Genomic DNA, 21,248 nt, shown 5'->3' with positions numbered 1-21,248 from the left:
AACTTGATATAGGAGGTTGCAGGAAGAAAATAGAGTGCGAAAACCAAGCCATTCGGTTCCTGCGTAAAATATCAACCGTACCAAGAGAGCATCCAAGCGTTGGGCATCTAGGGGTGGAACACCCCGAAGTAACGCTCAGGGAGACGAAAGGTTACTTTCGTCGCGGAACTGGGAAGCTCCCACTTCAAGCTTTGCTAAGTGGCGAGTAGTTCACAATGTACTCTACTACCTGAGAAAAGTTTTATATCAGTTTTTAAACATTTTTCAAAAGCGGTAAATAAATGTTCACCGAGGTTCCTACTCCAACTTTACTTGTTATACAAATTCTTCCCTGATGACTTTCAATAATTTTGTAACTAATCATTAAACCGAGACCTGTTCCTTTTTCTTTCGTACTATAAAAAGGTTCAGCAAGTTTTGCAATTCTTTCTTCTGGAATACCAACCCCTTCATCTGAAATACAAATTTCTACCTCATTGTTACTTACTTTCTTAGTGGTAATGATTATGTCTCCCCCATGTGGCATTGCTTCAATCGAATTTTGTAAAACATTGATAAACACTTGTTTTAATTGTTTTTTACAACAATCAATATATACAACGTCAGGATCCGTTTGGAATGTGACATGGATATTTGTCATAATTGCCTTTGTGTTAATTAAAGATACAACGTTTTCTAAAATTACATCGATGCTCTCTTGTTCAAAAGAACATACCTCAGGTTTAGCAATAGATAAAAATTCGTGAATAATAGATTCAATGCGCTCAATTTCAGAAAGTATGAGTTGAAAATATTTTGATTCATGTTTCATTTGTATCTCTAATAATTGTATAAATCCTTTAATAACAGTGAGTGGGTTTCGCACTTCATGTGCAACCCCTGCAGCGAGTTGACCGACAGTAGCTAATTTATCTGATTTATTTAATAGTTCCGCTGTCTTTTTCCGCTCTGTAATATCGCGAACCATAACCATCACTTTATCTGTTAATAGCGGTAAACATCGTGCTTCAAAAAAGTAAATACTATTATGCATGAGCAAGGAGTATTCTACAATTTCTATGGAATTATTCTGCTGTACCCTTGCAATTGCTTCTTGTAGCTGCAGGGCAACATCTAAAGGTAACACATCCTGAAATTTTTTATACATAAATTGTTCGACAGGTACATAAAATCTTGATGGACAGCCGGCTTTATAATCAACGATTACTCCGTCAAGTCTTGTTAAAAAACATAAGTCTGGAAGTGCTTTAAAAATTAATTCTAACTCTGAAGATTTTTCTATAAGTTTCTCTTCTACCTGTTTCCGATGCGTAATATCAATACCAACTGCCCAGTGACTGTATCCAGGAACAGGGAATTCTTCTGAAAGGTTTGACCACAGGATTGTTTTTTCATCACCGTTTTTACAAGTAAGTGTCATTTCCCAATCACGAAAGTTTTTACCGAGTTCAGAAAATCCATGAAGTAACTGGTTCCGATACGTTTCATCTGGATAAAGTAGCTCTAACGCGCAAGGATTGTTAATAATTTCAGCGGCACTATAACCTGTTACAAGTTCACACTCTCGGTTCCATATGACAATATTCCCTTCTTCATCACAAGCATCAACCATAACGGGCATGTTGTGTAAAATCGTATATAATTTTTCAGCAGGGATAGATTGATCTTTCTGCAATTGCTGTAATGTATTCATTCCTTTATTCGTTATAATCGTTGCAAGGGATTTAAAGTATATAGTACAAGATTCAATACTATCTTTAGGCGACAAAATCACAAAATCACCAATCGTATTTTCATTGAATATAATAGGGACATGAATTTTTGTATGTAAATGTATATCAGAGGATGGTGTGCCGTAATGAAATATGATTCCTCCGTTGCAATCAAGCAGCTGATGTGAAATCTGTGTTAAAAGATAAAAGTGTTCTGCCATAGTTTGTATTTCTTTTACGTCAATAATCTCGGTCAGTTTGTACATATTCTCTCACCCCTATTTATGTAAACATGCATATGTATTAATTTTTTTAATTTTCTTAGTTTTTATATTATACAAATTAAATGTGTCGAGGTACACAGAAAAGAGGGGCTATTTTAATTTTTAAACGATTCTCGCCAATTTTTCATAAAAATGCTTTCCAAAAACTCACCTTAAAAATTATGTCCCTGATAGGTGCTTTTTTGAATTACTACCTCAACTATCATAAACAATAAATGAAATCTTTACAGAAAAAAAACAACTTGGATAAGGACAAGTTGTTTTTTTCTAAAGGGCACAGCAAAGAAAGAGTGGAGGAAAAAATGCATACACACATGTCAATGATGTAAAGCAAACCAACAAATAAAACTAAAAATTCCGATAATTATATCGCTAAGGGTTTTTGTATACTCTTTCTTTGTAATTATAAGTCTAGCATGAAAAAAAATAAAACAACAAAAATATACAATTTTCTGATAAATTCGACATTTTTTTCACACGTTAACATTTCCACAGTAAGCATCAGTTACTAAAATATTTATTTTTTAAACTGATGGGGACGGAATATATGTCGTGGTGACATTTCAATTTCATCTTCCATCTCAAAAACTAAGAATACTTTTCAATTTGAGATGGGAGGTTTTTTTTCTATATATTCATTTATTTTATTCATACCATAATATAAACCTTGTAATTCCTAAAAAATAGGATCGTCGAATAAATAAAAATGACAACGTAATGCAGATAAAAAAATATCTTAGAAATTTTTGATTATATCTCAATAAGATAAGAATACTTTTGATTTTGAAACGGAATATTTTGTGTTTTTATAACTATCGATAATATATGTTATGTAAACTAGATGGTTATAAACTCATATAGAAAGCTCATACAATTGTATGAGCTTTATCGTTTTCTGCATCAGGACCAAAGAAAAAGGCATCCTTCCGGATGCCTTTCCACAGTTTCTAGGTTTACACATTTTGTGAATGTGATAGGACGTTAGGTTCGAATCTAACGATTAAAGAAAAAAATCTGAGCAGTTCTATTACATTATATGCTAATCTGGAGTAGTAATTCTATGCAATTTTACATATTAGGGGTCACAACACATGCCCATCAAGCTAAGGTACTTGAAGTACCCCCAAAACGAAAATTTTATGACTCTACAGTTATTTATGAGAATTTAGCTCGTTTTTATCGTTTTGGGGAAGAATGTATTTCTTAACTTGATGACGATGGGAGCGAGTCCTTTCATGCACTTTACAAACAAAAACGAAGTCATTCGCAAGACCCCGTTTTTTTGGCATACCAGGAATTACAACCGTTAATAGGGGTTTCTTAAACCCTATACCTAATATATCGATATATTTTATACTTTTTTTTAACTTTGCAACAGAACCCTTGGATTTCAGTTTTTCCAAACCGCGTAAACAACGTTTTGTGGTATTGAAACTATGCATATGATCAAGAAGGGACAAACTCTTCAAGGGGAGAAGTCTGTTCGAAATCAGATACAACTTATCAATACCTCTTCGGTTTCATTGCATAACAATGGATTCCTAATGGAATCTGTCGCTCTCTTTTCAAATTCGATTATATTTGCACTTGAACCTTATCTTACCTCTTATCCCATGAAACATCGGATGCTATCTTTTCAAAAGTACATTCTAACGGCTCTAATTCTGTAAGTCCATATTTTCTATTTAGTGCTTGCAATATTAACCAGTTTGATACATGAATGTTATTAGTTAAAAATGGTCCATGTAAATACGTACCTATCAGATTTTTGTACAGAAGGCCTTCTTTTTTTTCTGTTGCATTATTCCCATATCCCTGTAGAACTTGACCGAGATATTCAAAAGAATGGAATGTTTGGCCACTATGGTTTTCAAAACCCACTATTCTTCCGAACTTTTCAGATTGTACTCTTACATTCCCTACTAATCGACTCACTGAGTCCGTGTTCTTACATGATGTATAAAATGGTAATACTCCTAGGCCTTGTATGATATCACTGTTTGCAGTTTCATAATACTCCCCTAATAGTTGATATCCTCCACAAATACAAAGTGCTGCTAAACCATCCTCTATTGCTGCTTTCAATTCTTTTCGAATTGAAAGCAATTGTTCTTGAACTATTTGTTGTTCACTGTCACTTCCTCCCCCAATAAAGATTAGATCAGCCTGAGATACAGGATAATCTTTTACTTGTTCCACATAATGAATATCTGCTTCTATTCCTCTCCATTCTAATTGCTTTTGTAGAATGGTTACATTCCCACGATCGCCATATAAATTAAGAGTATTGGGAAAGTAATGATAGATAATCAATTTTTTCATAGTACCTCCAGATGTTAAAAACGTAATCGGGACTTATTATAAATTCTAAGGGAAGTGCCCAATTTATATCGTTATTTTTAGTGTCAACTCTCTATTCTGTGTATTTACAATCTATATACACTCAGTTAAATTATTAAACTAAATATATGTATATACAAACTTTTTTATAAAGGGGACAGCATTCCATTCGTGCTTAAAAATTGCCGGGCAGTATTTAACCCTGTGTAATTACTAATTACGGATGTTTCATTCCCTGCCGCAATGCTATTCTGTATGGCAGCAGAAATTTTTGGGATAACTTTTATCCTATTCACAGAAATTCCCGCATATTTTAAACGCACTGCAAGGTCATAGGCACGTGTTCCTGCACAAATTATATGGTTTACATTTGAGTTTGCTAATAGTTCATAATCTACATCCCAAATCCAAGAGATATCTTTCCCATCAGCAAGCAAGTCATTTAAAATAAAAACATATTGTGTTATGTTTTTATTTTGTATGCAATAATCTATCGTACAGTTCATCCCCTGTGGATTTTTAGCTAAGTTAAGATGGTATGTATTTTTCGCAATGAGAAACTGTTGCATACGTCCATTGCTTGGGTGATATTCTCTTAATCCTTTGTGAATTTGTTCATAACTAAAACCTAAAAATTCTCCAGTTTTTATAGCCGATAGCATATTATATGCATTGTATTCACCCTTCAAATTAGAAGTATAGGATTGATTTTGTACAGTAATCGCTAAGTTGTTTTGTGATTGAATTGAAGTAACCTCTACATCTAATATGGGACTACTCATGGAGCATGAACAATAATATTTTCCAAGGTGTCCATAGTGAGTATATATATATTTCAATAGACGGCCACAACAACAATAGACGGCATCTCTAATATTACTTTTATGAAAATCCCCTACATTTTTCTTTAAACCAAAATACATGGTTTTATTCTTTTGTTTAGTAAAATGTCTACTATATGGATCATCACCATTTAATAGTAAGTAAGCATCACTAGAATGAATAGCGGTTTGTACTTTTGAAATCAGTGTGTTGATTTCTCCGTAACGATCCAGCTGATCTCGAAAGATATTTGTTACAACAATCAATTGAGGCTGTATTTGTTTCAAAACTTCAGTCATTGTCAATTCATCGACTTCGAGAACTGCTATTTTCACACCTTTTATTTTCCCTCGTATATTACTTTTTTTTATAAAAGCAGAAGTAATTCCCTCTAATAAGTTAGATCCTTCTATATTACTGATATATTCACTTTTATTGGAATTAAAAATGGAAGAAACTAAATTACAAGTTGTTGTTTTTCCATTTGTACCAGTAACCAAAACCACAGTTTCCACCTGTACCGCTAATTTTTGTAATGCATTCTTATATAAGTAATTCGTAATTTTCCCTGGAATGTTAGATCCGTTAAAACCAAACTTTTTAGTACTATATCCTGCTAACTTTCCAATTATCAATCCTATATAAAATAACACTATTAATCGCCGTCCTTACTTGTCTCTTTCTAACTATTAAAAAAGACACTATTAAAATTATTAAAACATTCTATCAAATTTCAAGTGTTATAAGTTTCTTTTACATAATTAATATTTATCTATTGTAGCCCCAAGGGAAGAAGCTCTAATAAATTCTTTATTTTGATACTTCTTTAATTCATCAGGAGTACCAGTTACCACAGCTCCAACAATCTTCACCTTTTCTGAATCTAATTTAGGATTATCTTTTTTTAATCTTGTTAATACTTTTTTTGCTTTATCAGCATAGTCTCCATAAAAATCAGGAGATTTTAATGTATCTATAAACAATTCAGGAGATTGCCAGTCGTTTTGTGAGTTATACGGATAACCATATATGTTTCCACGATAAAAAGTTTCTCTTTCTTCTTCTCCTGTAAGTTCCTGCTGATTCATACTTTGTATCTCTTCATCAGGCTCTGTTTCAACCCAAAGCCATTCTGTATTTTGTTTATCTAACAATTTTTGAACTTCACTAAATGAATAAGGTCGATCAAAGGATAGTGCATACTCAACATATTTATTCGCGCCTATTTCATCAAGTAGGTTTAAATCATTAGGAACTTGCTTATATTGAACTTTAGGATGATAAAAAATAAGCTCTCTTTGTCCGTTCTGACCGTTATAAGTTTCAAAACCTTTTCTTTTTTCATTATAATGAGTTATCAAATTAGAAGATGCTTTTTCTGAACGTATAAGATTATAATGTCCTGATAACGATTCCCAAGGTATGATACGCTCTCCTATTTTTTTCGAGTATTCGTGAGTTGCGTCAACGGAAAAAGAATTCCAATTATAAAATGTTGCATTTTGCTCAATATTAGGTTCAGTAATAGATAACCATGACCCTTCTACATCATCTTCCTTTGTCAGACGCTCAGATAGCCAATAATTATTACCAAAAGTCAATCCACCATACAATGCAATTAGTACACTCCCCGTAATAACTACATTTTTTATAATTGCTTTTCTTCTACTTTTTCGCATTGTTTTTTCAAATTCCTTATCATCTAGAAAAAATTCAGATTGATTTTCATCATTCTTCATGTTCATTATGTATCCTCCTATATATATCAATAAAGTATTCTTTAGCTCGAAATACCGTTGTTTTAACAGTTCCAGTTGTAACTTCAAACAAAAGGGCTATATCATCATAACGTAATCCTACTACGTATTTTAGAATTAAAACTTCTCTATATCTTTTAGGAAGTAAATCTAATGTTTTTTTGATTTCACCACTTTGCTCTTCCTTTAAAAGACACTCCTCGGGTAAATCAGATTCAAGATTTTCTAATATACATAATTCTATTAAAAACTTATCTTTTCTTTTTTCTCTTCTCAAAATATCATAACTTCTATTTATAGCTACTCTAAACAGCCAACTTTTCACTTTTTCAGGGGGAATCCCCTCTAAGTTTTGAATATATTTTAAAGCTGTTTCTTGTACAATGTCTTCTGCATCCTCTTTAGATATTCCGAGTTTTAATAAATAATTAAAAATAAAACCTAAGTATTGCTTTAATCGTTTTTGAAAAACATCATCTCGCATCTCTTACCTCCTTCTATATTTATAACGTTTAAGTTTCAATTTGGTTGACAGGATAATCAATTTTTTTTACATAATTTTAATTATTAATTAAAACACGAACAGTTCTTATTTATATTTTAGAATTCTTCCTTATTACAATGTAAACTTATAACTATTAATTTACATCCATTCCCTTTATTTTATTGAATTTATCGTAAGTCACTCATTTTCTCCTAAACCATTAATTAAAGGGTTCTGTTGCAAAAAATCTATAAAACTTGGACATGCTATGATTGAAGGATTGCTGCGGCATTGTACAAGTATGGAAGTAGAGAAGAATTATGTAGATACACATGGAAAAAGTGAAGTTGCTTTTGCTTTTTGTCATTTGCTAGGCTTCCAACTGATGCCAAGGTTCAAAGCTATTCATGCACAAAAATTGTATCGTCCAGATGTAGGTATGCAAGACTCAAATTCCAACTTGCAGCCAGTTTTAACTCGACCAATCAATTGGAATTAAATTGAATAACAATATGATCAAATGATTAAGTATGCTACATCCTTACGGCTTGGTACAGCTGAAACGGAAGCGGTTCTCAAACGATTTACCCGCAACAGTGGACATCCAACTTATTGAGCACTTAGTGAATTAGGAAAAGCAGGATTTTTATCGACTGTTATAACACGGGGATTTGAAACATGAAAATCAATAATAATTCCTTTTGAATCAACAGCACGATATAGGTACATCCATTGATATTTAACTTTCACATACGTCTCATCGACTCGCCAAGAATCTTTGGCTGACTTAAGGGGTTTTGGTGCAAAGATTACTAATTTTCACTTACGATTAATAGTTTCAAATCCAATAATATTTCGACAATGGAATTAATAGTTTGGTTTTGAGCACTATAGTAAATCTCTAATCCTTTTCTATCACTCATAATTAATTTTTGAGATTTCATCTTCGATAAATGCTGCGAAACAGTAGACTGTGGGATACCAAGAATATCTACAATTTGAGTTACATTACATGCCCCTCTTGTAATTAATTCTTTCAAAATTGTAATTCGAATTGGGTGGGCTAATACTTTTAAAACTTCTGCGTTTTTTTCATAATTCAACAAACTAAACATCTCCTTGTGAACCGATATATTTTTATTATGTTAATAATTTGAAAATTCTACTTTTGTAGAATTTATGCTGCAGCATCTTTTCGATTTAATTTGTGTTTTATTTAGTCAACATAACCCGGTATGATCCAGACACCCTTGCTTGCATTTCTACTTCCTTTAATCCATCTGAACAATAATATTAAAATGTTTTCAATAGCAAAAATAGTATTTGTAAGTTTTATAACTACTTTTGTAATTAAAAAAAAGTATAAGCGACTTATATTAAGTCGCTTATACGTAAAAACCTATTTTATTTTGGTCAATACATCTCAATTTACTCACAGGTCTTCCCACATGTTGATACACCATTTCATTCTCTAATACTCCGATTTCAGTCAAAAACATTACATACTTTCGAATAGAGACTCTTGAAACTCCTACTAATTGCGCCATTTCATCTGTTGTAAACGCCTGTCCATTAAGCGACTTGATTTTCTGCCAAATGAGTTGCAACGTTTGCTTCGTTAATCCTTTCGGAAGCTCTTTATTGACAGTAGACTTTCTTTTTTCTTTTTGTAAAATTAACGAATCTAATTCCGATTGATTAATTTTTTGTTGTTCTTTCATAAAAGTAAGTTTTTCTCGATATACAGTTAATGCCTCTTTAAATCGATCAAATGTAAATGGTTTAATTAAATAATCTACTACGCCATATTGTAATGCTTTTTTGATACTTCCCATATCCTGTACAGCTGAAATCATCATAATATCGATTTCTTTTTCTTGATTCCGAATATGCATTAAAAGCTCAAACCCGGTCTCTTCACGCATAAAAATATCAAGTAATACTAAATCTACTCGTGATTTCTCTAATACTTCTATCGCTTCTTTAACTGAGTTAACTGCATGAACAAGTTCAAACCCTCCTACTTGCTCTAAATAAAGTGTATTTAACATTGCTACCATCGGGTCATCTTCTACAATTAAAACTTTAATCATCTTTATCTCTCATCCCTACTATTAGGTATTTCAATTGTTATCGTAGTTCCTTCTCCTACCAATGAATGAATATGAATTTCCCCATTTATTCGCTGTATACTTTCTTTTACAAGATGCAAACCATACCCCCGATTATCACCCTTTGTGGAATAACCTTTTATAAATAATGCATCAATTTCATTTTCTTTTATGCCTTTCCCTGTATCTTGTACTGTAATGATTAATGTATCCCCATATTGTATTCCAACTTCAACCTTCTTCTTCTCACAATTCATCACTGCGTCTAATGCATTATTAATCAAATTTCCAACAATGGTGATCAGTTCATGATTGATACGTTCATCATATATTTCTGGTAAGTAAGAATCTTCTTTTATAATTAACTTTATATTTTTCTCTCTAGCATAACTAAGTTTACCTAATAAAAATCCAGCAAATACTGGGCTTTGAATTTTTTTCATAACCCCACCAATTTCATACTGATGCTCTGATACCATACTACTTACATATTTTTGAAGTTCTTCATACTGTTTCATATGTGTAAGTCCTAATACAACATGCATTTTATTCATAAATTCATGGGACTGTGCCCGTAATGCTTCCGCATATATCCTGATACCGGTTAGTTCCTCTGCCAATTTTCTAATCTCTGTTTTATCACGAAATGTTGCAATCACGCCAACTATTTCTCCTTTTACATATAAAGGAACCCGATTAGTAACAATCGTAATCCCATAAATATTTTGTTCTTCGTTTAATTGTGCCTCTCCTGTTTGCAACACTTTTTTTATATGTGAATTCGGCGTATACAATTCAAGATCTTTACCGATAAAATCTCCTGTAAGTCCACATTTCTTTAATATTCGTTTTGCTTCTTTATTAATTAAAGTTACTTTCGATTCTTTATCTACAGCAATAATACCTTCTTTTACAGATTGTAGCATCGTATTTCTTTCTTCTAAAATTTTCGCTATCCTATGCGGCTCAAGACCAAATAAAATTTTCTTTATATGCCTAGCTAGCAATATCGCTCCTATAATTCCAACTAATATTCCAACACCAACACCGATATAAATAATATGTCTACTTTCTTTCACTCTCTCTTTTATATTATCAGCCGAAATGCCAACAGCGACCGCACCAAGTTGTTCCCCTGTGTCAGCAAAAATAGGTAGGAATACTCGCATAGAAATCCCTAAAGTTCCTTTTGCTAACGAGACGCGTTCCTTTCCCTTCAATACAGTTCCTTCATCGCCTCCAACAAAATGATGTCCTATTTTTTGAGGGTTTGGATGAGATTTTCGTATTCCATTCATATCCATAACTACAATAAATTGAACATCTGTACTCTTTAATAGCTTATTTGTATACATCTGAATCAAGGAGGTATCTACCTTCCCCGTCAACCCATCAATTACAGTAGAATCATTCGCCACAATACGTGCAATCGTTTTTGCCTTCTCTGCTTGGCTATCTTCTGTCACCCGTTCAACATTATGGCTAATTAAAATGTCTGTTACGAGTAAAGAAAAAATTACAACTGTACACACTAATAATGTAATCGTTTTCCATAAATCCAATAGTTTTTTCCTTTTTTTCATCTCTTCATTGACTCCCCTAGTTCTTCTACGCTATCTTTCGTAAATAAAAAATAAGTAAGCTGTTATTATAAGTCTAATCTTACTTACTTGATGTTATTATACTTTAAATTTACTCGTCATTTCATGTAGTTTTTCTATCGTCTCTTCTAAGTTTTAATTAGCTAAACGAATTTATTCCATAATAAAAAATAAAATAAGAGAACTTCAATATAACTAGTATACTGAATTTCTCTTATTTTTCATTTCGAAAATCTAATATTGTCATTACTTTTGTAGCAAGAAGCATAAGATATCCGTTTTAGTGTTGTCTATGAGTATAGTGAATTTTCAAAACAAAAGAAAGCTGTATAATTTTTAAAAATAATACCTAACTAGGTGTATTTGGCGTGCTCATTTTTAAGGATATATAGTATTTTAAGAGTTTTTTAGTTTATTTGAACGAAAGTTCATTTTGTTTCCGCTCTTAAGTTGATGGGCATGTATGGTGACCCCTATTAAAAGATATTGATTGAAAAGATGTTGTAATCGATTTAGCTCGTGACGATAAAAAATACAGTGAAAAAAGGACACCCTCGTCAGATACTCCTAGCAAGCGTGTCCTTTTACACTTTTCTATCAATGAAACTATTATTTTACTCCTACGTCATTCCAAGCTTTTTGCACAGCTTGATATGTCGCGCTATTAACGCCATCGTAATCAGCAACAGATTGTAATAAAGCAGCACGTGCCTTGCTGAAATCACTTGTCGGTGTAAGGTACGTTGTTAAAGCACGGTAGTAGATTTTTTCTGCTTTTTCCTTACCAATAGCATTGATTGTTAAATAAGCAGCTTTATTTGGAATACCGCTATTGATATGTACGCCGCCATTGTCTCCTTCTTCTGTTGGTGGTAAATATTGATAGTCATTCATATGAGCAGGTTGGCCATACTTTTCAGGATTTGATAAGCTGCGAAGTGCATCTCCTGCAACTTTTGGCGTAGTTACAGCTTCTCCTAAATCCCAGTTGGTTGGCTCAACGAAATATCCAAATACATCAGAAAAAGATTCATTTAGTGCCCCGGATTGATTTAGGTATTCAAGCTCAGCTGACTTTTCAGTTACCGCATGTGTTAGTTCGTGTGCAACAACATCAAGCGAACCTGACAGCGGTGCGAATTTAACACCATCACCATCACCATAAACCATTTGTTGTCCATTCCAGAAAGCATTATTATAGTTGGTTCCAAAATTGATTGATGAACGAATCGTTTTACCGTTTCCATCAAAACTGTTGCGATTATGAACATTTTTATAATAATCATATACTTTTCCTGCATTAAAATGAGCATCAACTGCAGGAGCTTGTTTCTTATCTACCCAAGCGTTATCTGTATCGAATAGATAGTAATTCTTTATATTCTCGTAATCAGCGCCATGATTAACTGTAAATGTCTCAATAACGCCACCATTCATCGGCTTTGTTGTGTCTTTTAAATAGTATTCTCCATATTGACTGCTATAAGTTGTATTCAGGTTTTTTCGATCCCCAGATACGCCGTTTCCGTAGCCTTTTTGCGGAGTATCTGCATCTGTAACTGCATTATATGAACCTACAATTGTTCCATCTTCTGCGTTTACATAGATTTGCCAGTTTGCTCCATAAGGTTTAATGAATTGTAATTGTACTTTATAAGTTAAGTAATAATTCCCGTCTTTTTCATAAATAACTAAATCTGCTTTTTCATTTGTAGATTGTACTTTTTCTTTTATTTGTTCTAACGGAGTCCCATTTGTTTCTACAAATGTATCTTTTTTTGCTAGATTAATATGTTTCCATGCATTTGAAAGGGCAGTTTCATTTGAAATCTTTGCCTTTGTATTTTCTTTCAAACGGTCAGCGGCAGCGGGATGTACGTCTCCGTTTACTGTTGTTACTTTGCCCTCACGATTTGTATGAACAATGAATCGTGCCCCATCAACTGGAACTTTATTGATAGATTGAATATACACATAATGTTTCATCCCTAAATCATCTGACTTTACTTCTTTCAGTGTTAAGTCAGTTTGTGGATTGATTTTAAATAACTCTTTATTTTCTTCAAGGAACGATTTCACTGCTTTTTCTGATTCTACTTTTTTATCAGATAATTCCCCTGAAAGAAAGGATGGATTTCCTTGTTCATCATTCCACTTTTTTTGAACGACTTCCATTTTGTCCAAAGCTTCTTGCTGCGATACTTGTTCTTCTGCAAAGGCATTTGAAAATGGAGCACCTAGAACAATCCCTGTTGCTAGTAATGTAACGACGGATTTCTTCATTTCTATTTCTCCTCTCAATATTCCGTATAATAAATATGGATCTTATTAAGGAGTATACAAAAAAAACATTCTCTTGAGATTATTCATGTAAAATTGCATATTTTTTTAAAGATTCTAATACCTTAAATTTTCTATCCTTTTCTTGTTATAGAAACATCCTTTTTCACAATGATTTATGGATAGGGGTACGGAAACGATTCTGGGTATGAGGGGCCACTCTGGGATTTAATTACAAATCAAAAAAGAACTTTATTCAAGTTCTTTTAATCTACGATACAGGGCGGCCTGACTCACACCTGTAATTTGGCATATTTCTTTCACTGTTTTAGTGGTGTGCTCCCGTAATTCAATCGCATGCTTCACGTACCTTGAAAGGAATCGAAACCATTCATGCTATATATAAATGAAACCGCAGTTTACAGTCAAACTGCGGTTTTTCAACGTACAAGGAATTACACAAATTATTAGTCACTGCCTAAATAGTTTTCCTTATTTATCAATATCTGTTTCTACTTTTTTAAACTTTGCAACGGAACCTTTTAGCTCCTTTTACTTGCAAATTATTTATTATTTTCTCCAATATTTAACAACATGCCCCTCGTTGTTAATGTAAACATAGTATTCAGCTTCTGTTTTCTCGTCCCATACATACTCATCTTTGTTTAGCAAAGCCGCCCCCCAAGAGCCCGCAAAATACAATTTTCCATCATACTTAAAAAAGGTATTACTCTGCATTTGTCCGAGGTTTTCAGTATTTTCCGAGAAGTAAAACGTAAAACCATTTATTTTTTGTCCACCTGTTTGCATGACGCCTTTATCATTGTAATAATATTTTTTTCCATCTTTTTCTATAAAATCTGTCGGTAGAACTTCTCCCTCATTATTAAAGTAATATTTTTTTTCGTCAATAGTTATATTATAGTCAAAATTATAGTTCTTTCCAGAATTGAAATAATATTTTTTACCATCAATTTCCTTCCAACCACTATAGAAAGGCCCTTCTTCTAAGCTGTAATATACAAGTACAGGTTTTTTCCTTGTAGTATCAAATAAGTCATCAAAAAAGATTTTAGAGACCCCACTTTTTCTAATAGAACCATCTTTTTCAAACACTAGCTTTTTCTCATCAAGAGTAATATAAGTTCCAGTATTACTTAGCGCTCCTCCATCCAGACTAGAAGCCTTCTCAAGTGCGCCTTTATCACCAGAAAAGTGAAGCACGATATTTTGATCTTCTAAACGCACCTCCTTTTTCGTTGATCCCGCCCGACTTTGGAAGTAATAAATCTTACCATCGATTTCTCGTAGACCTTCTTCAACAAACGCTCCGGAAGCATCAGAATATGCGGAATATCCTTCGCTGTGACTTGTCCATGCTGATCGCTGTAAAGCACCGTTATCATCAAAATTGTAGAACTTATTGTTAATAGGTGTGTCCCATGAATTTTCCTTTAACATGCTAGAATCATCTTTAAAATAATACGTCTTACCTTCGATTTCCTGCCACCCCTTCAACAAGACTCCATCGGAACCTGCATAATAATGAACGCCAGCAACGGTTACCCAATTGTTCTTTATCACGTTTCCAGAAGAATCTTTTGCAAGCAATTTATGACGATCATATTCATCAGATACTATCTGTATTCCGTCATACTTCGGTTTCTCATTTTCTTTACCAGGATACCACTCTCTTAGCCAATTATGAATTTCATTGTTGGTTTTTGCAGTGAAACGAATTTCAGATTTGAAGCTCGAATCCGTACCAAATTGGTAAGTATACAAATTACCAGCCAAACTTACTCCATTTTTGTTATTCAAACGGAATTGAAATTCTCCCTGATGAGAATTTCCAATCTGAACAAGTTCAAACAATTCATCATCACCAATTGAATCAGAGTATTGAAGATTCTTACCTTCTTTTCCTGAAAGGTATTGTGAACCTTTTCTTACAAACACTTTATTCGACCCTTTTTTATAAGGAATAATTTTACAATTCTCACCACCATTTAATGTAATAAATGGTAATGAAATAGGTGTATCTAGACCCAATTTCGTCTCTGCAAATACATTTACTACACGGTTATTAAAATCTGCAAGAGCTTCAGAATCACTTGTGAGATAATTCCGAAGAACATCTTTACTTACCGGCTCTGAAGTAGCTGTTCCTAATTTTCGTTTACCTTCTGGTAGTTGGTTAAAAAGATCCTTAAAATTCTGACCAATAGCAAGCACACCACCTGTAGTATAAGCACCTGGGAATGCTTGTCTTACAAATTTATCTGCTAAATTCGTGTAATGACCTTCATTGCTACTTTCTAGATAAAAGGTTTGCCAGTTTGTAAGAGCAACACCTGTTTTTCCTTCATCTAATTGTTTTTGTGTAATATACAAAAGAATATGTTTAGATAATTCTGGTTCATCAGGAGTTAAGTCTACTATTGTACCAGCTTGCTTAATACGCATTTGTTCCCCATGCTTGATTGTTTTATATTCAACCTTTCCATCAGCGTAAGCAATTTTAACCTTCTTGCTAAAATTTTTATCTTTATAATAATCAAACGCACTAATACCAAACTCTCCTTTTTGGAAAGTAGGTGCTATGTAAGCACTGTTTTCAACCCCACGATTATAAGTGAATTTTGCATCGGTTTCTTCTAAAAACTTAACAAACGGCTCTTTTAAAAACGCATCATAAATATTCCCAAATGTTGTAACAATCGTTCCGAACGTATCAACATCTGCCTTCACTTTATATTCTGTTACGGGGCTGGCGCTGAATAAAATCCCCATTGCAATCCCTACAGGAAGGACTTTTCGCATACTTTTTTTTGCTTTTCCATTCATAATTGTGCTCCTCACTTTGTGCTACCCTATTTTTTTCTATTTATTAAACTGAATTTAACGTTCCGAAGTGTATCTTAATATAAATACCTTTCAAAAGTCTTTCATAAATGTTACAAAAGTCTTACATTAATACCGTATAAAATTCTGAATTTTATACGATGATCTATATTTTTTCAGCTTGACCTCATGCTTATTAACCGAAGATTTTTAAGTATCCCCAAACAAAATTGTCATTTGTAAAATGAATGAAGTAGTAAACCAGAAAGGCTGGCAAAATGCCAACCTTTTTGGTTTTTTGGGTCTCAATTTTTATTTTAATAAATCAATAATAACTAAAAGGAATCGTTTGTCTCGTTCTTGTTATACAAAGGCCTTTTCTTAAGGTATGTCATAATTACACCAATAAATAATAATAAAGATGTAGTAACGAAAATTCCAAGTAAACCGAAACTATCTTCAACAAACCAAGGTAAGAACAGCATCCTTGAGGAAGATATAAATAGTTCCAGTACGAGAGAAAATAACTGTACGAGTAATAATCTCACACTTATGTTTTTGAGATTCATGGTGTTAAGCTCTTCGCAAAAGTGTATTTTTAGACTATATGATCAGTGGTTTACTTATGTATCAATCCTTTTATTCTTATCGGTATGTCTAGGTTTAAGAAATTACTTACAAAAGTACTGAAGTGTTTGTATGAGAAACAATGAAATGGTTTTGTAACATTTATGAAAGACTTTTGAAAGGGATTTAAATTAAGATAAACTTACTGATATGAATGTAAATACGTTGAAAACAGTATAAATTAGAAAGTAAGGAGCAAATCCATGAGGGAAAAGATAAAGAGATATATAAAAAAAATCCCCCCTGTAGGAATAGCGATGGGGATTGTATTCAGTTTCAACCCATTTACAAAACATAAAGCAAAAGCAGACGTTGATACAAGAGAAACGATTCTTACAACATTTGGAGATACCTATGATACGTTTCTAAAAGAGCCTTTTGTTATTTCTTTATCCGAACAAAGTGCTAAAAATGATTATCTAGCTAACAATGAAAACCGTGCTTACAAAGCTCCTACTTTTAATAAAGGAGAATTTGGTATTAGTGTGTATGATTATTATAAAAACCAAAACTTTTCTAAGGCAATTAAAATTTTCTATAAAGATGGGAAAGTTGAATATAAAACGATAAAACATGGTCAACAACTTCTGATTAAGCAAGCTGGTATCATAGTGGACTTAAATCCAGATGCCTCAGATCTATATGAACGTGATGTGTATTATATTACACAAAAACAATTAGATGAAGGGAATACTGGTATTGCGCTTACGAATTGGCAAACATATTACTTAAAAAGTGAAAATAGTGGTCAAATGAATGGTCCTTTAGCTCTAAAGTATATTAGACAGGAGTTTCCAAATATAAAACCAGGTAGTGCTTCTTTTGACCTAGAGAAACTTTTTCATGCACTACCAGAAGAGAAACGAAAACTGGCAACATTAACTTCGAATCCAGTAAAAGAATCTGATATTTTTAGTTATACCTCTGATGAGCTTGCTGAGATAAAAAGACATAAGCTCGCCGTCGTTACACAACATAAAAATAAAAAAGAAAGTCACAGGTAAATGAATTCATTAAGAAGTGATACAAAAACATTGTTTTTTGGTAAACAATGTTTTTGTTTAAAGCTACTTAGTGCTTTTATCTCGACCCCTTATAGGCCTCAAATTACGAATGTTTCAAGATAGCTTTATATAGGAAACTACAAGACAAAGTATAAAAAAAATCACCCGCTGAAATTGGGAATTTTTTCAGATGTGGCGGGTTATTCTTTGAATCATTTCCGTACCCCTATATATCTCGGCTGAACCCCTTATTCCCCCTTTTCGAGGGGATGGGCAAAAACACCCAATATGGGAATAGATCTTGCAAATACATTTATGGACTCCGCTAATAGAATAGCAAGTCATAAGATTGATATACCAGCAGCAGCCATCAACGTTGGAAATATTGATTTAAGTAATGCACTACGTGATTTAGGTGGCGATCCTTCTAGAATATATAATCGTGGCGATGACCAAGATCTAGCGTTTATCTTAGGTATTTCACCGGGTTTTGGAACAGCAATAGAAATTGGACAGTTAATCAAAGGTGAAGACTTAATAACAGGTAGAAAATATGGACCAGAAGATTATGCATGGGGCACATTGTCGGTCGTATCCGGTGGTACATCCCGAGTAGTCGGAAAAGTCGTTGGAAAAATTGGTGACCTAGAGAAGAAAGGAAAGGCTCTAGAAGCGGCTGCTAAATATAAGCCAAAAACCATAGAAATAAATAATCCTGTTTTAGATAACATTCGTACAGGTAGTGCATTAAAAATAGATGAACTACATGCATTTAATTAAATTATTGATAATTATGTTAGTTATGCATCGAAATTTGATTTAGTTGGAGGTGACGGAATTAAGCGACAGCTTTATCAGGTAGAAGGTTCGTTAAATGGTAAAAAAGGTGTATTCGAATGGATTGTTGACCCTGACCCTAAAAAAGGTGTTACACACAGAAGGTTTATTGAGGGAGTTGGCGTAACAGGGAAAGCGAATGCAAGAAAGAAGTGAAAATATAATGTATAGTTATAAAATTTTCAAAACGTATAGACTACAATATAGTTGGGCTACTTTGCTAACCGGATTAAAATTAGGCCTTTTATCCATTGAAGAAATAGATACATATGCTGCAAATTATTTGATTGATAATCCCCACGTAAGCGATGATGCATTATTAGAACTTACATGGGGAAAATGCGAGAAAGAAAAAGCTATTGAATTAATAGAAACCATAGTAATGGATTTAGCAATACCTTGGAATGGTGATGTTGAGGAACGAAAATGGAAGTACTGTATTTTAATGTCTATGAGAGAAAAAAAACGATTACGATGCTTTATTAGAGAATATAGCTAACCTGTATAGTGATTTTAATTATCCAGACGATATGAAAGGATTTATTTATTATTTAGAACCGGATGACGGTTATGATCCAAGTAAGTATACCAAAAGTGAAAATATTAAACGACTGATAAATAAACTAGATTCATTCTTACAAAGTGAACAGAAAGCTTTACAGGAGGTTTAAATCGTAAGAATAAACCTTTAGAGGATATTTTATAGTAAATCAAGATTCCTTTTACAAAGCCGTAGGTATTATACTCCTACGGCTTTTATTATACATTATTTAAGTGAAAACTACTTTTTTCGAAGAAAATGAAAGGTCGAATGGTAGTTCGGATGGTTTTCGATTTGAATCAATATGATACTTTCCAAATCGATTTACATGTGCTGTCATATAGGGACTTAAATAAGAAATCAATTCTTTATTAAATTCCCCTTTTTGTTTTTCATACTCGTGAAGTAGTTTAGATATGGAAAATACGTTATAAAAAATAAGGCAGTTAGCAACTAAGTGGTTATACTTAATAATTTTTTTCTGTTTCTCACGATCATTCTCAGAGATAATTCCTTCTCCCCCAAAAAAGAGCCACTTTGTAAATCCATTAAATGCTTCAGATTTATTTGTTGCAGATTGAATGTTACGTCGTAATTCTTCATTAGACATGAATTGTAACAAAAACATCGTTCTAATAGCTCTGCCTAATTCACAAAATGCCTGATATAATTTATTTCTCTTACTATATGTGCCCAGTGTATTCAATATAGTAGAGGGAGTAATTTTACCAGCTTTGATTGACATCGCGATCCTAAGCATATCTAGGTAGTGATTTTCAATCATACTCCAATTGATTTCTCCTGAAAATAGTTCATCAATATGTTCATAATTGTCTTGTATATTGGGGCGAAATAATTTTAAGTGTTTCCAATTGCGAATGCGAGGCATTAACTGAATACCTAATAAAGTAGCTAAACCAAAGACTGTGGTGCTTTGTCCTTGTGTATCCGAGTGTAGAATTTCCGGTTGAATATCTACCTTTTCATTCATCAAAATATCTAATATATGTATTCCTTCCCAAACACCACAAGGAATAAAATTACTAAATAAAGCAATATATGTGTCGGAAACATGATAATATCCAATGCCTCCATAACCTCCATATCGAATATGGTTTTCAGATAAAAGATTTTGTTCATAGACATCCCATATCGTTCCGTCTGCTGATGCACTTTTTCCATCTCCCCAATATTTTGGAAGTTCAAAACGATTATAAGCATTAATAATATATCGAATTGCTTTGTCTAAATCTTCAACTGTTACATGTCTTTGATTAATCCAAGCAATTTGTTTTCGATCTATTTCTTGTATTGAACGAGCTGTTTGAGTAGGACCTAAGTTACATCCGTAACAGAATGTATTCGTTACATAACGTTCGACATGACTTTCTAATTTGCCCTTATACCCGGAAATAGGTCCAAAGAAACGTGACCAATTGAGCCAATACTCTGTGTCTGCTAACATATCTAGAACGTTAATCGGTTCTAAATTATACATAATATAATTTTCAAGCTCTTTTAATTCAGGAGGAACCTTCTTCTTTTTTAGTTTTCCAATTACTACTTCCCCTTTTTCAATTCGAATTTGTTGATTATGCGGGAAAGATTTGTTGGTATTATGGCAAACTTGTTGAAGGTCATAATGTATCTTTTTTGTGAAATCTGAACCTAAACTAGGTAAGTTTAATTGATTACAAAATTCTTCAAGGTTCTCTTCATATTCTTCCCATGAAATCAGTTGTTTTCGATAATCTGCATATTTTTCACTGCCTTCAATATATAAGTCTCCAGATTTCAAACCCCACATAATTTGTGAAAATACACATACTTCAAAATGCCGACGATTCAGTTCCTCCGGAACAACTTCTCTTTTCTTTTTAGGGCTTAACCATCTCCACCAAACATTCAGGTATCCAAGACAAGTTCAGAAGAGGTGTCACTTCTCTTTTCCACAGTCCAATCTTTTTTATATGAGCAACCGATATCCATTCTTTTCTAGTATGT

The 21,248-nt window shown here is 33.0% G+C and carries 13 protein-coding genes and 6 pseudogenes; 6 read left to right on the top strand and 13 right to left on the bottom strand.

Annotation, left to right across the window (positions count from 1 at the left end; all coding sequences use genetic code 11):
* Positions 1–253: 253 nt before the first annotated feature.
* Positions 254–1,978, bottom strand: coding sequence for a PAS domain-containing sensor histidine kinase (locus MKY70_RS29975; protein ID WP_340804960.1), 1,725 nt, complete (start codon positions 1,976–1,978; stop codon positions 254–256).
* Between the two features lie 1,169 nt (positions 1,979–3,147).
* Positions 3,148–3,399 carry a hypothetical protein gene (locus MKY70_RS29970; RefSeq protein WP_341074730.1) on the bottom strand — a complete coding sequence of 84 codons (252 nt, stop codon included), beginning with the start codon at positions 3,397–3,399 and terminating at the stop codon, positions 3,148–3,150.
* Positions 3,400–3,420: 21 nt separating this feature from the next.
* Between MKY70_RS29970 and MKY70_RS29965 the strand changes: the two are divergent.
* Positions 3,421–3,527, top strand: a pseudogene (locus MKY70_RS29965) (IS6 family transposase); the annotation flags it as partial.
* A gap of 68 nt (positions 3,528–3,595) precedes the next feature.
* Here MKY70_RS29965 and MKY70_RS29960 read toward each other — a convergent pair.
* The 4 genes from MKY70_RS29960 to MKY70_RS29945 all read right to left on the bottom strand — a co-directional run bounded on the left by MKY70_RS29960 (position 3,596) and on the right by MKY70_RS29945 (position 7,399).
* On the bottom strand, positions 3,596–4,318 hold the full coding sequence (locus tag MKY70_RS29960; RefSeq protein ID WP_341026810.1) for a type 1 glutamine amidotransferase: 723 nt from the start codon (positions 4,316–4,318) through the stop codon (positions 3,596–3,598).
* A gap of 164 nt (positions 4,319–4,482) precedes the next feature.
* Positions 4,483–5,811: a MurT ligase domain-containing protein gene (locus tag MKY70_RS29955; protein WP_340804958.1), complete on the bottom strand. Its 1,329-nt coding sequence runs from the start codon at positions 5,809–5,811 to the stop codon at positions 4,483–4,485.
* Positions 5,812–5,919: 108 nt separating this feature from the next.
* The gene (locus MKY70_RS29950) at positions 5,920–6,903 is read right to left on the bottom strand and encodes an anti sigma factor C-terminal domain-containing protein (protein ID WP_340804957.1); all 984 of its coding nucleotides are present in this window, start codon (positions 6,901–6,903) and stop codon (positions 5,920–5,922) included.
* Positions 6,887–7,399, bottom strand: coding sequence for an RNA polymerase sigma factor (locus MKY70_RS29945; protein ID WP_341026809.1), 513 nt, complete (start codon positions 7,397–7,399; stop codon positions 6,887–6,889). Before MKY70_RS29945 ends, MKY70_RS29950 begins: the two co-directional genes overlap by 17 nt.
* Positions 7,400–7,664: 265 nt before the next feature.
* Between MKY70_RS29945 and MKY70_RS29940 the strand changes: the two are divergent.
* A pseudogene (locus tag MKY70_RS29940) lies at positions 7,665–8,012 on the top strand (Tn3 family transposase); the annotation flags it as partial.
* Between the two features lie 17 nt (positions 8,013–8,029).
* Here MKY70_RS29940 and MKY70_RS29935 read toward each other — a convergent pair.
* The 5 genes and pseudogenes from MKY70_RS29935 to MKY70_RS29915 all read right to left on the bottom strand — a co-directional run.
* Positions 8,030–8,191, bottom strand: a pseudogene (locus MKY70_RS29935) (DDE-type integrase/transposase/recombinase); the annotation flags it as partial.
* A gap of 20 nt (positions 8,192–8,211) precedes the next feature.
* The gene (locus MKY70_RS29930) at positions 8,212–8,505 is read right to left on the bottom strand and encodes an ArsR/SmtB family transcription factor (RefSeq protein WP_341026808.1); all 294 of its coding nucleotides are present in this window, start codon (positions 8,503–8,505) and stop codon (positions 8,212–8,214) included.
* Positions 8,506–8,784: 279 nt separating this feature from the next.
* Entirely contained in the window at positions 8,785–9,492 is a 708-nt protein-coding gene (locus MKY70_RS29925) for a response regulator (protein WP_340804954.1), read from the bottom strand.
* A 2-nt stretch (positions 9,493–9,494) separates the two neighbouring features.
* A complete protein-coding gene (locus tag MKY70_RS29920) occupies positions 9,495–11,093 on the bottom strand; it encodes a sensor histidine kinase (protein WP_341026806.1) in 1,599 nt (532 codons plus the stop codon).
* 627 nt (positions 11,094–11,720) lie between these two features.
* Positions 11,721–13,394 carry a M4 family metallopeptidase gene (locus MKY70_RS29915; RefSeq protein ID WP_340804952.1) on the bottom strand — a complete coding sequence of 558 codons (1,674 nt, stop codon included), beginning with the start codon at positions 13,392–13,394 and terminating at the stop codon, positions 11,721–11,723.
* Positions 13,395–13,747: 353 nt separating this feature from the next.
* Between MKY70_RS29915 and MKY70_RS29910 the strand changes: the two are divergent.
* Positions 13,748–13,873 (top strand): annotated as a pseudogene (locus tag MKY70_RS29910) (IS6 family transposase); the annotation flags it as partial.
* 88 nt (positions 13,874–13,961) lie between these two features.
* Here the strand turns inward: MKY70_RS29910 and MKY70_RS29905 are convergent.
* Positions 13,962–16,238, bottom strand: a complete 2,277-nt coding sequence (locus MKY70_RS29905; RefSeq protein ID WP_340804951.1) for an N-acetylmuramoyl-L-alanine amidase family protein — start codon at positions 16,236–16,238, stop codon at positions 13,962–13,964.
* An 827-nt stretch (positions 16,239–17,065) separates the two neighbouring features.
* Here MKY70_RS29905 and MKY70_RS29900 point away from each other — a divergent pair.
* The 3 genes and pseudogenes from MKY70_RS29900 (at position 17,066) to MKY70_RS29890 (ending at position 19,374) form a co-directional block, all read left to right on the top strand.
* Positions 17,066–17,866 carry a hypothetical protein gene (locus MKY70_RS29900; protein ID WP_340804950.1) on the top strand — a complete coding sequence of 267 codons (801 nt, stop codon included), beginning with the start codon at positions 17,066–17,068 and terminating at the stop codon, positions 17,864–17,866.
* A gap of 285 nt (positions 17,867–18,151) precedes the next feature.
* Positions 18,152–18,550, top strand: a pseudogene (locus MKY70_RS29895) (S-layer protein); the annotation flags it as partial.
* Positions 18,551–18,842: 292 nt separating this feature from the next.
* Positions 18,843–19,374: pseudogene (locus tag MKY70_RS29890) on the top strand (DUF2247 family protein).
* A gap of 99 nt (positions 19,375–19,473) precedes the next feature.
* Here MKY70_RS29890 and MKY70_RS29885 read toward each other — a convergent pair.
* The gene (locus MKY70_RS29885; RefSeq protein ID WP_341074728.1) at positions 19,474–21,051 is read right to left on the bottom strand and encodes a transposase; all 1,578 of its coding nucleotides are present in this window, start codon (positions 21,049–21,051) and stop codon (positions 19,474–19,476) included.
* Positions 21,052–21,248: the final 197 nt, after the last annotated feature.

Origin of the sequence: Bacillus sp. FSL R9-9492 (assembly GCF_038007365.1) — a bacterium.
GTDB lineage: Bacteria > Bacillota > Bacilli > Bacillales > Bacillaceae_G > Bacillus_A > Bacillus_A mycoides.
Note: the sequence above shows the minus strand (reverse complement) of the source record. Positions and strands in the feature narration are given on the sequence as shown.